15 protein-coding genes are annotated in these 13,129 nt (G+C 47.8%); 2 read left to right on the top strand and 13 right to left on the bottom strand.

Features of this window, described 5'->3' with window-relative positions; genetic code table 11:
• Positions 1–170: 170 nt before the first annotated feature.
• From rnc to MHH46_RS14010, 10 genes are all read right to left on the bottom strand, one after another.
• Positions 171–875 (bottom strand): ribonuclease III, encoded by a 705-nt coding sequence (rnc, locus tag MHH46_RS14055; RefSeq protein ID WP_038570606.1) that lies wholly within the window; start codon positions 873–875, stop codon positions 171–173.
• 15 nt (positions 876–890) lie between these two features.
• Positions 891–2,126, bottom strand: coding sequence for a beta-ketoacyl-ACP synthase II (gene fabF / locus MHH46_RS14050; protein ID WP_076101782.1), 1,236 nt, complete (start codon positions 2,124–2,126; stop codon positions 891–893).
• Positions 2,127–2,344: 218 nt separating this feature from the next.
• On the bottom strand, positions 2,345–2,578 hold the full coding sequence (locus MHH46_RS14045) for an acyl carrier protein (RefSeq protein WP_036686493.1): 234 nt from the start codon (positions 2,576–2,578) through the stop codon (positions 2,345–2,347).
• A 125-nt stretch (positions 2,579–2,703) separates the two neighbouring features.
• Positions 2,704–3,453 carry a 3-oxoacyl-[acyl-carrier-protein] reductase gene (gene fabG / locus MHH46_RS14040; RefSeq protein WP_036686492.1) on the bottom strand — a complete coding sequence of 250 codons (750 nt, stop codon included), beginning with the start codon at positions 3,451–3,453 and terminating at the stop codon, positions 2,704–2,706.
• A gap of 54 nt (positions 3,454–3,507) precedes the next feature.
• The gene (gene fabD / locus MHH46_RS14035) at positions 3,508–4,431 is read right to left on the bottom strand and encodes an ACP S-malonyltransferase (RefSeq protein WP_076190037.1); all 924 of its coding nucleotides are present in this window, start codon (positions 4,429–4,431) and stop codon (positions 3,508–3,510) included.
• Between the two features lie 21 nt (positions 4,432–4,452).
• A complete protein-coding gene (locus MHH46_RS14030) occupies positions 4,453–5,442 on the bottom strand; it encodes a beta-ketoacyl-ACP synthase III (protein ID WP_139329841.1) in 990 nt (329 codons plus the stop codon).
• Between the two features lie 8 nt (positions 5,443–5,450).
• Positions 5,451–6,440 (bottom strand): phosphate acyltransferase PlsX, encoded by a 990-nt coding sequence (plsX, locus tag MHH46_RS14025; protein ID WP_038570599.1) that lies wholly within the window; start codon positions 6,438–6,440, stop codon positions 5,451–5,453.
• Complete coding sequence (fapR, locus tag MHH46_RS14020; RefSeq protein ID WP_036686484.1) at positions 6,424–7,020, bottom strand: transcription factor FapR; 597 nt, start codon at positions 7,018–7,020, stop codon at positions 6,424–6,426. The genes plsX and fapR overlap by 17 nt, the downstream gene beginning before the upstream one ends.
• A gap of 358 nt (positions 7,021–7,378) precedes the next feature.
• Entirely contained in the window at positions 7,379–7,552 is a 174-nt protein-coding gene (rpmF, locus tag MHH46_RS14015) for a 50S ribosomal protein L32 (RefSeq protein WP_019911234.1), read from the bottom strand.
• 69 nt (positions 7,553–7,621) lie between these two features.
• Complete coding sequence (locus tag MHH46_RS14010; RefSeq protein ID WP_076190036.1) at positions 7,622–8,134, bottom strand: DUF177 domain-containing protein; 513 nt, start codon at positions 8,132–8,134, stop codon at positions 7,622–7,624.
• 209 nt (positions 8,135–8,343) lie between these two features.
• Here MHH46_RS14010 and MHH46_RS14005 point away from each other — a divergent pair, with 209 nt between their 5' ends.
• Positions 8,344–9,582 (top strand): nucleotidyltransferase, encoded by a 1,239-nt coding sequence (locus MHH46_RS14005; protein ID WP_076190035.1) that lies wholly within the window; start codon positions 8,344–8,346, stop codon positions 9,580–9,582.
• On the opposite strand, the gene MHH46_RS14000 is transcribed toward MHH46_RS14005, so the two are convergent.
• Positions 9,572–10,609 carry a SepM family pheromone-processing serine protease gene (locus MHH46_RS14000; RefSeq protein ID WP_076190034.1) on the bottom strand — a complete coding sequence of 346 codons (1,038 nt, stop codon included), beginning with the start codon at positions 10,607–10,609 and terminating at the stop codon, positions 9,572–9,574. The genes MHH46_RS14005 and MHH46_RS14000 overlap by 11 nt on opposite strands.
• Before the next feature lie 152 nt (positions 10,610–10,761).
• Between MHH46_RS14000 and MHH46_RS13995 the strand changes: the two genes are divergently transcribed.
• On the top strand, positions 10,762–11,988 hold the full coding sequence (locus MHH46_RS13995; RefSeq protein WP_076126112.1) for a nucleoside recognition domain-containing protein: 1,227 nt from the start codon (positions 10,762–10,764) through the stop codon (positions 11,986–11,988).
• Here the strand turns inward: MHH46_RS13995 and coaD are convergent.
• Together coaD and rsmD are read right to left on the bottom strand one after the other, a co-directional pair.
• Positions 11,966–12,478, bottom strand: a complete 513-nt coding sequence (gene coaD / locus MHH46_RS13990; RefSeq protein WP_076126111.1) for a pantetheine-phosphate adenylyltransferase — start codon at positions 12,476–12,478, stop codon at positions 11,966–11,968. The genes MHH46_RS13995 and coaD overlap by 23 nt on opposite strands.
• Positions 12,462–13,070, bottom strand: a complete 609-nt coding sequence (gene rsmD / locus MHH46_RS13985; RefSeq protein WP_076190033.1) for a 16S rRNA (guanine(966)-N(2))-methyltransferase RsmD — start codon at positions 13,068–13,070, stop codon at positions 12,462–12,464. Before rsmD ends, coaD begins: the two co-directional genes overlap by 17 nt.
• Positions 13,071–13,129: the final 59 nt, after the last annotated feature.

The raw sequence follows: 13,129 nt of genomic DNA, 5'->3' as shown, positions 1-13,129 counted from the left end.
ACCATAGCGTTTGTACCCTAAAAAACCATTAAGATGTACCTTATCCTTTGTAAAGCGGAACATATAAGTTCTTATATTGTCGAAAAAGAGCAGCAACGGTCTGAGCTCCGCCTAAACGCCGGTATTCAGACCTTTGCTGCTCTCCTCCGCTTGTCCCCTTGATGCAAAACTCAGGCACCGTCCTCTTTCAGATGCAAAAGTGCTGCTGCTGCAGCCTGCTGCTCTGCTTCCTTCTTGGACCGGCCGCTTCCTTTACCAAGTGAACGGTTAGCCATATACACCTCTGAGACGAATTCACGCTCATGTGCAGGTCCCCGTTCTTCTATAATTCGATATTCCAATGTACCCATATTGTGCTGCTGAATTAGCTCTTGCAGTTCCGTCTTATAATCGGTCATCTGCATTTGCAATTTCCCATCCGTCTCCACGAGAGGAAATACGTGATTATCAAGAAAACTCCGCACTGTTTCCAGTCCTTGGTCGAGATAAAGCGCTCCCACGAAGGATTCGAATACATCAGCCAGCAGGGCCGGGCGAGTACGTCCGCCCGTAAGTTCTTCCCCTTTGCCCAATAGTACATAACGGCCAAAACCTAAACTCTCCGCAAACTTGACCAGTGAAGGCTCGCATACAATAGCGGCCCTCAGCTTGGTCAACTCTCCCTCAGGTCGGTCTGGCAATAGATTGTACAAATATTCAGAAACCGTTAACTCCAGAACTGCATCGCCAAGAAATTCGAGACGCTCATTGTCCTGATGCTGATTGAAACGGTGTTCATTCACATAGGATGCATGGGTAAAGGCCTGCTTCAGAAGCACAGAATCGTGAAATTGGATTTGAAGTTGCTGTTGTAACTGCTTCAGTTCTCCTTTCACCGCACTGTCCCCTTACTAATTATATTTTTTTAGAATAACTGTTGCGTTATGTCCCCCGAAGCCGAACGAATTCGACATTACAATATCAAGATCAGCTTTACGTGGCACATTTGGTACATAATCCAGATCACATTCCGGGTCTTGGTTGTCCAAATTAATCGTTGGCGCAATCATCCCTTTTTGCAAAGAAAGGCCACAGATAATAGCTTCTACTCCACCAGCAGCACCCAGAAGGTGACCTGTCATGGATTTCGTCGAACTAATTGCCACTTTATAGGCATGGTCACCCAATGCTTTTTTAACAGCAGCAGTTTCTGATCTATCTCCTACAGGCGTTGAAGTACCATGAGCATTGATGTAATCAATATCTTCAGGAGAGATACCAGCATCCCGGATTGCCATCTTCATGCAGCGAGCTGCACCATCTGGATCAGGCTCAGTCATATGATGAGCATCTGCGCTTAGACCATAACCGATAACCTCAGCATAGATCTTCGCTCCACGTTTCTCAGCATGTTCGAGTGATTCCAGAATAAGAATCCCGGCACCTTCACCCATAACAAAACCATCGCGATCCACATCAAACGGACGACTTGCCTTCTCAGGCTCATCATTGCGAGTGGACATTGCTCTCATTGCACAAAAACCAGCCATACCTGTTGGACGAATGGTCGCTTCGGAACCACCGCAGATCATTGCATCTGCGTCTCCACGTTGAATCAAGCGGAAGGATTCCCCAATGGAGTGACTTCCTGTAGCACAAGCAGTTACTGTCGTCGTATTAGGACCCTTTGCACCAAGGTTAATGGACAACTGCCCAGAACCCATGTTAGCAATCATCATCGGAATGAAGAACGGACTAACCCGCTTCGGTCCTTTTTCAAGCAACAAGTTATGATTGTCTTCCCAAGTTCCAAGACCACCAATACCTGATCCTACAGATACACCTATTCTTTCGGCATCAATATCTTCACCGATCTTAAGTCCGCTATCTCGCAATGCGTCCTCACCGGCAGCCACTGCAAATTGTACAAAACGGTCCATTTTGCGGGCTTCCTTACGACCAAAAAGTGCCTCTGGATCGAAATCTTTAACAGAGGATGCTATTTGCGTAGTATACTCACTGACATCAAAGGTCTCAACCTGTGATACACCGGATTTGCCGCTCATAAGATTATCCCAGAACGTCTCCAAATCTTTGCCCAATGATGTAACTACGCCCATCCCGGTAACAACCACTCTATGACTCAAACACAATCACCCCATCTATAGGTTGTATACATTATATTCAGAACTTATATACTTTCTGTTGCTACTATATGAACAGCGATAACCGCATCATTAACCATCCTGCGGTTCTGTTATATCCCTTATATAGTTGCTCAAGGCAACCTTTGATTCATCTTTAGTGCTCTATAAATGAGGAGAAGTCCCGCCCTAGCAGGAACGGGACTCTCAATCATATGACTCTAGGTATGAGATTGTATGTACTTCACAACTTCACCCACGGTCGTAATCGTCTCTGCATCTTCATCAGAGATTTCCATATCGAATTCATCTTCCAATTCCATAACCAATTCTACTACATCAAGAGAATCAGCACCTAAATCATCTTTGAAAGACGCTTCTAATGTTACCTCAGCTTCATCGGCACCTAAGCGGTCGATGACAATGCGTTTTACACGCTCTAATACATCGGACATCCGGTTCACCTCCTCTTTTGGTATTATACGAGATATGAGTTCAAAATACCATAGAGCGTCAAAAACGCTTTCTTTATCCCTCACATTTCAGCATTAAAACAGTGTAATTTCTCCTTGACGGAGAGTTACATATACATCCCGCCATCCACGTGTAGTGTCTGGCCGGTCATATACGCAGCGCCTTCAGAGGCCAGGAAGACTACAGCCATAGCAATCTCTTCAGGACGCCCCAGACGAGCAAGTGGAATGCCCTTCTCAAGCTCACTGCGCACTTCCTCAGAGAGCTCACGCGTCATATCTGTATCAATGAAGCCAGGAGCGATACAGTTCACCGTGATCCCCCGTGAGGAAAGCTCACGAGCCGATGCCTTCGTTAAACCGATGACACCTGCCTTAGCTGCGGAGTAATTAGCTTGTCCAGGATTTCCTGTTACACCTACTACGGAAGAAATATTGATAATGCGCCCGTAGCGTTGCTTCATCATAGGGCGTGTAGCTGCCTTTAGGCAGTTAAACACCCCTTTTAGATTCGTTTCGATCACTTGATCGAACTCTTCTTCTTTCATGCGCATAATCAGGTTGTCTCTGGTAATGCCGGCATTATTGACAACAATGTCAATACGTCCCCAGGTATTCAGAACCTCTTTGACAAGGTTCTCGGCCTGTTCACTATTGCCGACATCGCCACGAAGGGCAATACCCTCCGAGCCAAGCTCGACAATCCGAGCTACGGTTTCTTGTGCGGCTGCTTCACTGCCCGCATAGTTCACGGCCACCTTCACACCATGTTCCGCGAGAGCAAGTGCAATACTGCGGCCAATGCCGCGAGAGCCACCAGTTACAAGGGCCGTTTGACCCCGCAATGCTGAGAACATCATTTATTCCCCTTTCGATCATATTGCTATTGATAAACAATGTTTGAACGTATCTTACAAGACAGCTTGCACACTTTCAAGCGTGTTAATGTTGATTACTTTGACCGTTTTGTCTATTTTGCGGATCAGACCTGCCAGAACACTGCCAGAACCAATTTCCACAAAAGTATCCACACCATCAGCAATCAGCCATTCAATACTGTCTTGCCAGAGCACAGGGGAGTACACCTGGCGGACAAGCAGTTCACGGATTTCTTCAGGATCCGTTACAGGGGCTGCAGTAACATTGACAATAACAGGTACAGCCGGAGCATTAAAGGTAACACTCTTCAGCTCGTCTGCCAAGCGGTCTGCCGCAGCCTTCATCATCGAAGAGTGAAAAGGTCCACTTACTTCCAGCGGAATAGCCCGCTTTCCGCCTGCTTCCTTAACACGCTGCACAACACCGTTAACCCCGGCCTGTGAACCAGAAACAACAATCTGTCCCGGGCAGTTCACATTCGCCAGTTCTACCACGCCGCTCTCCTCGGATACGCTCCGGCATAATTCTGCCAGAGCATCCCGCTCCGCACCAAGCACTGCAGCCATAGCTCCCTGTCCACCTGGAACAGCTTCCTCCATAAAACGACCGCGTAAACGCACGAGTCTTACAGCATCTTCATAGGACAATACGCCTGCCGCAACCAGCGCGCTGTATTCTCCTAGGCTATGACCAGCTACATAATCCGGCTTCATCCCTTGATCACGTAATGCTTCCAGAAAAGCCACACTTGCTGTTAGCAGAGCTGGTTGTGTATTTACGGTCTGTTTCAAATCACTGTCAGGTCCTTCAAAAATCAGCTGGCTCAGTGGAAATCCGAGCACCTCGTCACCTTTTTCGAATACCGCGCGGCTGTGCGGAAGAGCTTCATATACATCTCTACCCATTCCAACTGCCTGTGCACCCTGACCGGGAAAGACAAATGCGATTTTACTCATAAGTAAGAACTCCTTCCTCTATTACCAGATCAATACGGACGCGCCCCAAGTCAAGCCACCGCCGAATCCAACCATCAGAACCGTGTCGCCTTCCTTCATGCGTCCTTCTTCCGCCGCTTCAACTAGAGCTAGAGGAATAGAAGCTGCTGATGTATTAGCATATTTATCAACATTGATTACACATTTCTCCGGTGGCAGGTCAAGCCGCTGCATAGCGGATTGAATGATACGAATATTCGCTTGATGCGGTACGAACAAATCAATATCTTCTTTACCTAATCCGGCTTTAGTAAGCACACGTTCTGTAGCTGAGCCCATAACACGAACGGCAAACTTAAACACTTCCCGGCCATTCATATAGATGAAATGTTTCTTGTCTTCAACCGTCTGCTGAGAAGCAGGCAAGCGCGAGCCCCCAGCTTCCAGCTTAAGCAAGTTTCCTCCAGAACCTTCAGCACCCAGATCGAAGGATTGGAAACCGCGTCCCTCTGGAACTTCACCGATGATTACTGCTCCTGCACCATCGCCAAACAGTACACAGGTGTTACGATCCGTATAATCAGTGATGCGGGATAAAGTGTCCGCACCAATTATGAGTGCATTATTGTACATTCCGTTCTGAATAAAGCCAACCGCAGTAGCTAGGCTGTATACAAAACCAGAGCAGGCTGCTGACAAGTCAAAGGCCGCAGCACCTTTTGCTCCAAGTTTATCCTGCAAAATGCAGGCTGTGGAAGGAAAGGAGCTATCAGGGGTTACCGTTGCAATAATAATAAGATCCAGATCTTCGGCTTTCATGCCTGCAGAATCCAAAGCTTTAAGTGCAGCTTCATAGGCTAAATCAGAAGTTGCCTCATGTGGTGCAGCGATATGTCTTTCACGGATCCCTGTCCGACTGACGATCCATTCATCGTTAGTCTCCACTATTTTTTCTAGATCACTGTTTGTTAAAATTTTCTCAGGTACATATTTACCCGTACCGATAATCCCAACCGGCCGCAATTGTTTCATTTCGTCACTCACTTCCCGCTAATTTCCTTGGATATACTTGGCACAAGATCGGCTTGCAGAGCAATCCGCGCTTGTCTTACTGCATTTTTAACCGCATTTCCGTCCGAAGATCCATGCCCCTTAACTACCAATCCGCTAAGACCAAGCAGCGGTGCACCGCCATGCTCTTTGTAATCCATCTTACCCTTCAGGGCTCTAAGCTCCGGCATCAGCATAGCCGCTCCAAGCTTAGTCTTCAGAGAACGGCTGAATTGCTCCTTCAGTAAAGAGAACAATGCACCCGCTGTACCCTCAAGCGACTTCAACAGGATATTACCAGCAAATCCATCGCAGACAAGCACATCGCAGTTTCCTGTCAGTACGTCGCGTGCCTCAACATTACCGATAAAATGAATGCCCGGCAAGTTCTCCAGCAGTGGATAGGCTTCTTTGGTCAGTTCGTTGCCTTTCCCAGGCTCCGTCCCTACATTTAGAAGTCCAACCCGCGGCTTAGCAATGCCATGCACTTTATTCCGATAAATGCTGCCCATCAGCGCATATTGCACCAGATGTTCAGGCTTCGCATCCATGTTAGCGCCAAGATCAAGCGCAAGCACGCCAACATCATCCAGCGTCGGAATCATAGGTGCCAGCGCCGGACGTTCAATCCCCTGCATACGGCCTACTACAAGTAACCCTGTAGTCATAAGCGCCCCCGTGTTACCTGACGAAATCATAGCATCTGCTTCGCCCTCACGCACCATACGTCCAGCTACAACCATGGATGAATCTTTTTTGCGGCGAACCGCCTTAACCGGCTCTTCATCAGAACCAATAACATCTCCTGCATGCCGCACACTCAGGTTGGACGGCTTGTCCTTCAGCAGTGGCTCTAGTCTGGCTTCGTCACCTACGAGCACAATCTGCGTATCTTTCCATTCCGCGGCCGCGGACAACGCCCCCTCGACATTACATTCAGGAGCGTTGTCCCCGCCCATGGCATCAATGGCGATCAGCACTACGGTTACCCCCTTCACTATACTCTTCATTAGCGGAACGATACACTATAAAGTGGCCTTGAAATACCAATTCTTCTCCGACATAGGTGAATACGTCCACCTCTGCTTTGCCGCCTCTGCCTGCAAGTGACCGCACTTGAGCTTTAGCAATGCACTTCTCACCAAGCAGAACCATACGAACAAATCGTATGTCGGCTGAAGCAGTCAAGGCAATTTCATCGTTAATTACAGCAACCGCAAGCGAATTGGCTTGAGCAAACACGTAGTGGCCACGGGCGATCCCATTTCTGGAAAAGACATGATCCTCACGAATTTCAAAGATCGAAATCCCGCTCTTATCGAGCTGTAAATCCACAATATCTCCGATCACTTCATCCGCAGGCAAAGAGCGCACCTGATCATAGGAATGCTCTGCCATTTGTTTCATTCTTTCACGCAGTTCTGGTATTCCCAGCTCCATCCGGTCTAACCGAATCGTCTGAATGCTCACCTTCAGCTGACGAGTCAACTCCCGATCAGTTACAAAAGGATTGCCTGCAATTATATGTAGCAGCTGTTGCTGACGTTCTTTCTTGGACATCCGCTCGATAGCGGCTCACCTCCTGGCACATGCCAAGCGTAAACGCCTTCGGCGCCCTAATAAGGACGGTAAGCGTTTAAGCGAGAAATATAAGACATAAAGTATAGGTGCATAACTTATACTTCCTTATATTTTAAAGAAAGCATCCGGCCGCTTGAATGGCCGCTGTTATATTAGGTCTAACAATCATAAATATTTTTTAGAACCAGGTACTAATATGTAGTATAAAGCATGCCGCACCAAAAATAAAGCATTGACTTCTGAGCGGAACATAAAGTATAGGTGCATACCCTATCTTTATTAGATTTGGACAAAAAAATAGTACCTCACCGAAGTGAAGTACTACTTATTTTTGAAACTATTGTTTGATGATTTCTCTTGCTTTGTAAGTTCCGCAAACTTTGCATACGTGGTGAGCTAGTTTCAACTCTCCGCATTGTTCACATTTCACCATGCCCGGCACAACCAACTTAAAGTGGGTGCGACGTTTGTCACGGCGTGTTTTAGACGTTCTACGTTGTGGTACTGCCATGTGTTCCACCTCCTCGTGATATTTCTGTCAGCCTGCTCCTCAGAGCAGGATGTGTTTTGTTGTAATGTTTCATTTGAAAAAGTCTTTCAACCCAGCGAGTCGAGGATCGATCACTGTGTTGTCGCAACTGCAGGTGCCTTCGTTCAAGTTCTGTCCGCATTTCTGACAAAGACCAAGACAGTCTGCCTTGCACAATACCGAATCCGGTAAGTGCAGTACGAAATTTTCTTCCACATACGGGATAAGATCCACAACCTCATCCTTGACGTAAATGAGATCCTCATCTTCGTCATCATCTGGAAGAACTGGCTGCTTAAGCCACTTGAAAGTCTCAGCAAAAGGAATGTTCAAATCACTTTTGACCTCCGTGAGACAACGTGAACATAACATGTCCACATCTCCACTCAGTTTCCCCACCACGTTCACACAATCGGTTCCCGCGGGCAGCGCTTTAAGGTCTACTGAGAGCGGAGCAACAGTTAGAATATCCTTGCGCCCTTTGACTACCTCGCTGACATCCACAACATCGTGAATATGTAACGGTTCGTCGGCAATCGCTAATTTGCGAAAGTGAATCTGCATACTTATCACTCCCAAACAAACAAAATTTATTATACCTAGTATTCTATACCTTTGTCAACCATTTTCCCTTTATATTGTTTCAGAAAATGCGGTGAATTATGATATAACTATTAGTGTAAATCAAAAGATCAGCTTGTGCTAACAGTATCTCTAGAAATCTACCCTACTAAACTCAATAAATATACCTTACTTATCGGAGGGAAGCCACAGTGACAACGGTTGGAATCATCGCAGAATACAATCCTTTACATAACGGACATGTGCATCACTTCACGGAAGCCAAAAGACTTTCCGGCGCAGAGCGCACCATCGTCGTCATGAGTGGTCCCTTTACCCAGCGCGGCGAGCCGGCGGCGGTAAGCAAGCAAGCCCGGACAGAGATGGCGCTGCATATGGGCGCCGACCTCGTCATTGAGCTGCCGGTGGCTTATGCCGTCCAGCCAGCCGAGTGGTTCGCGTTCGGAGCAGTTGCATTGCTGGAAGCGACCGGGGTCGTGGACAGCTTGTGCTTCGGCTCCGAAGCCGGCACTTTGGGCTCGCTGCTCCCCCTGGCCAGATATCTGGCTGAGGAAAGCAGCGAGCTTCAGAGCGAGATCCGCCGCCGCATGGCGCTCGGAACGAGCTTCCCCGCCGCGTACAGCGCAGCGGCGGCGGTGGCCTTTGAAGGGACTCTCCCGGAAACGGAGAGTCCCGGAGATGCAGGCGAGCTGCTGCGCCAGCCGAATAACAGCCTTGGACTGCATTATCTTATCGCCTTGCAGCGGCTGCACAGCAAGATAATGCCACTAACCGTTCCGCGCACAGCAGCAGGCTTCCATGACCCATTACAAGCCGACTCTTCTATTGCAAGTGCGACGGCCATCCGCAAGCTGCTGCAAGAAGGCGGATCTCCCGCTGCTTATATGCCGGATTATAGCGTGTCCATTTTGGAAAGAGAGCATGCAGCCGGAAGGGGCCCTCTGAGCTTGGAGAGCTTCAATATCCCGCTCCGCCATCTGCTGACCACCCATACTGCGGCCGAGTTACACGCGATCCATGATATGAATGAAGGCTTGGAGAACCGAATACTGCGGCTTTTGCCTGAGTTGGAGCAATTCTCTGTTTCAGGCCTGCTTCACGCCCTTAAGAGCAAGCGCTACACGCATACACGGTTACAGCGTCTGCTGCTACATGTTCTGTTAAATCATTCTAAAAAAGAAATGACCCCTTCCATACTAGCAGAGGGGCCCGGATATATTCGTATTCTTGGTTTTAGAGAAAGCGGACGAGCACTGCTTAAAGAAATGAAACAAAAAGCTACGTTGCCCATCGTCATGCGCCCGTCCCTTTGTTCCCATCCGCAGCTTGAGCGAGATCTTCAAGCCGCTTCCGCTTTCGCGGGAGCTTTTAAGGAACCCCGTAGAAATGATATGTACCGCGATTATTTGGAACCTCCGGTCATGGTTTGACCGGCAGTTCCACCATATACTTCAGCGCCTCATCCAGCGTAGATACAGGCACCAGCTTCATAGATGTGCCGATTTTATCAGCTTTTGCTTTGGCTTCGTCATAATTCTTAACAGGCACGAAAAAAATCTCCGCCCCTTCTCGGTCCGCAGCCACGATCTTGTGTTTCACTCCACCGATAGCACCAACTACACCCTCAGCGTTAATCGTACCCGTCCCTGCAACCCTATGGCCCTTAGTTAAATCTCCAGAAGTAAGGCGATTGTAAATTTCCATAGTGAACATTAGCCCTGCCGAAGGTCCGCCAACATTTGTATCTACAAAGCTGACAGCTTTCCCTGCTTCTTTTGGTTTTACTTTTTGAACGGCGGCAATAGTGACTCCAAAACCAGGTCGAACGGCAGCTCCCTCTTTATCCTTTATTTCAACCAACGTCACTTGTTCTTGTACTTCCTTGCCATTTCTTTGCAAAACAACAGCGACTTGATCTCCGATTTTTTTAGAGGAGAGCAGTTTAGACAGTGCTTCAGGATCGGGCACTTTTTGTCCCTCTACACTAATGATTTTGTCACCCGGCAGAAATTGTCCTTTATTACTTTCTACAGGAACCGAAAAGACGTAGAGATAATCCACTACATCCTCATATGGAATTCCCGCTGCATGATAAGCGGCCTGAACAGAATAAGACTGTGAGCTATTCATATAATAAACCTGCTCTGCAGCATATTCGTCTTCTGATTTATCCCCTAGCCGGGTTTCTTTTCGCACAACCTCTGAATTGGTATTAAAAGCAGAGGCGACCAATAAGGCCACATTAGCATAACTAGCAGACACCGTAGTCATCATAAACGTTCCTTCTTCAGCCGGATCGGCATTCTCTACCTTAATCATAGGGGCAACTTCAGATGCACTGCCTGGCTGATATACGATGTACGGGGTGTTCATAAAGACAAATACATACACGATTACTACAAACGTAAACAGATAAGCTGTGGCGCGGAAACCCGGCCGATGCTTCAGTTGCTTCACTGCTCTTCCCTTCTTTCCCGCGGCACTTTTAGGATATGAATGATTGAACTTCATTACCGCTTCGACTAGTGGTTTGGCATGATGGTTGTCTACTCTGCATAAATTGATAACACATCGTCCATGCCTTAAGTTATGAAGAGGTGATCTGAGAAATGAAAAATATTCAAATACGCCGACTAGCTACACGCTCCACACCATTTATACCCGGGATTATGGCAATCTTGACAGCCATTGCAATTATTATCTCACCGGAGAGCTCCTTTGAGGCTTCACTCCAAGGATTGAAGCTTTGGTGGACACTCGTATTCCCTGCCCTGCTCCCCTTCCTGATGCTGTCAGAGATGCTTACCGCCTCGGGTTTCGTGCATGGTTTCGGAGTGCTTCTGGAGCCATTGATGAAAAAGGTCTTTCGTCTGCCCGGTGCCAGCGGCTGGACCTTGGCACTCGGAATCACAGCCGGATTCCCCGGTGGAGCTGGAGGGGTCATGCAGCTACACAAGCAGAACAGCATTTCTGACAAGGAAGCCGCCCGACTTGCCGCACTTACACACTTCGCCAGCCCGGTAACCATGCTTATAGTAATTGGCATAGCTTTTCTACACAGTACTTCAGCAGGTTATTTCCTATTGGCCATCCACTGGATCTCTGGACTTCTAGCCAGCTACACCGATGCTCTATTAAAGGGGCGGTCAGCGAACACGAAACCAGTTGATAAGATCTCCACGGACACCAAACAGCCTTCTTTATATAGTCGCGTTCAGCTTGCAGCAACAGATGCCAGAGCAAAAGACGGACGCAGCTTCGGCAAGCTTCTCGGCGAGTCCGTCGCTAATGCCGTGCAAAGTCTGATGGTCGTGGGCGGTTACATGATTATGTTCGCTGTAGTCATCAATATCATCACTACTGTACTTCCCGCATTGCCAGCTGCTCTGCCAGCAAGCTTGCTGGAAATTCATTTAGGCGCCGACGCAATCAGCAAAGGGCTAGCAAGCATAGGAACAGGTCCCTCTAGTATGTTTGGGATAGCTTTGCTGTCTGCTGCACTGGGCTGGAGCGGACTCTGTGCGCAACTACAGGTGCTGACCATGCTCAAACAAGCCAGAGTCAGATTTCTACCCTACGCTACGGTTCGTCTGATGCATGGACTTTATGCTTTTCTGTTAACTTTATTGCTCTGGAAACCATTGCTGGTTATCCCTAAAGCTGCTTTACCAGCACTTGCAGACTCACGCCCGACTCCAAGCGGCACCATTAATGTAACGGACATATGGAGCTCTTTTCCACAGCTGCTAAGTCTGCAAGCCCTTCTGCTCATCATCCTGTTGGGATTATCTGCTGGAACGTATCTAGTAAGTACTATTCGCCATCGGCTCGGTTAAATTTACGCTTCATCGCTTGTTCAACCTCAGGCGTCACAAAATCAGTCACATTCCCGCCGAAGTGGGCGATTTCTTTAACAACGCTGGAACTTAAGTAGGAATATTTCGGATTAGTCATCATAAAAATCGTTTCTGCATCGGGATCCAGGCTATGGTTGATCGATGCGTTTTGCAGCTCATATTCAAAGTCAGTAACGGTACGGATACCCCGAACAATGACTTGAGCATCTTTTTGACGAACATAATTCACTAACAGATCACGGAAGCTGTCAATTTCCACATTGGGAATATCAGCGGTCGCCTGTCTTAATAGCTCTGTCCGTTCATCAACAGTAAACAGCGGGTTTTTACTCAAATTATTAAGCACCGTTACAATCAAACGGTCGAATTGCTTGGATGCGCGCCGAATAATATCCATATGTCCCATAGTCACGGGATCAAAGGTACCTGGATAAATGGCAACACGTTCTTTTCTAATTTGCTGACTCATTCTCTACCTCCTCACCAGCTTCACTTTCCTCTGCAGGATTAGTTTCATACTGGTAAATAGAAATTGTCGTTTCTCCGTATACGGCCTGACGCAGCCTATAAAATCCTGGAATGTCTTCAGGATAGGCATAACTTGATTCATGCTCCAGAACAATAATTGCGTCCTCTTGCAGCATTCCTTTTTCGACCATCATAAGCATAAGCTCATCCCCATGCTTCAAGCGATAGGGAGGATCTAAAAAGACCAAATCAAAAATTTTCCCCCGCTTCTCCAACGCACTTAGCGCTCTCCCAGCTTCATTACGGTACACCTGCGCTTGTTCTTCCAGCTTAGTAGCCTTCAGATTGGCGCGTATCGTGTCGATACTTTTAGGATCCATATCAACAAATACGCCACTTTCCATCCCTCTGCTTAAGGCTTCGATCCCCAAACCCCCAGTACCGGCGAACAAATCCAGCACCACTCCACCTTCGAAATATGGGCCTATCATGCTAAATACAGCTTCCTTCACCTTATCGGTCGTAGGCCTTGTCCCACTTCCCGGAACACTCTTCAGTGGCCTTCCTTTTGCACTTCCCGATACCACTCTCACTGTTATTCACCCGCTCTATATCTCTGTTTGTTATGCCCAAAAGGGCATAAGTCCACGCC

It is taken from the genome of Paenibacillus sp. FSL H8-0175 (assembly GCF_045040615.1).
GTDB lineage: Bacteria > Bacillota > Bacilli > Paenibacillales > Paenibacillaceae > Paenibacillus_AQ > Paenibacillus_AQ odorifer.
This window is presented reverse-complemented; position numbering and strand designations above follow the sequence as displayed.

Excerpts from the sequence above, each read along its gene's own strand:
- MHH46_RS14045 (WP_036686493.1), bottom strand. The coding sequence starts at position 2,578 with ATGTCCGATGTATTAGAGCGTGTAAAACGCATTGTCATCGACCGCTTA.
- fabG (WP_036686492.1), bottom strand. The coding sequence starts at position 3,453 with ATGTTCTCAGCATTGCGGGGTCAAACGGCCCTTGTAACTGGTGGCTCT.
- fabD (WP_076190037.1), bottom strand. The coding sequence starts at position 4,431 with ATGAGTAAAATCGCATTTGTCTTTCCCGGTCAGGGTGCACAGGCAGTT.
- MHH46_RS14030 (WP_139329841.1), bottom strand. The coding sequence starts at position 5,442 with ATGAAACAATTGCGGCCGGTTGGGATTATCGGTACGGGTAAATATGTA.
- fapR (WP_036686484.1), bottom strand. The coding sequence starts at position 7,020 with ATGTCCAAGAAAGAACGTCAGCAACAGCTGCTACATATAATTGCAGGC.
- rpmF (WP_019911234.1), bottom strand. The coding sequence starts at position 7,552 with ATGGCAGTACCACAACGTAGAACGTCTAAAACACGCCGTGACAAACGT.
- MHH46_RS14010 (WP_076190036.1), bottom strand. The coding sequence starts at position 8,134 with ATGCAGATTCACTTTCGCAAATTAGCGATTGCCGACGAACCGTTACAT.
- MHH46_RS13995 (WP_076126112.1), top strand. The coding sequence starts at position 10,762 with ATGAAAAATATTCAAATACGCCGACTAGCTACACGCTCCACACCATTT.
- coaD (WP_076126111.1), bottom strand. The coding sequence starts at position 12,478 with ATGAGTCAGCAAATTAGAAAAGAACGTGTTGCCATTTATCCAGGTACC.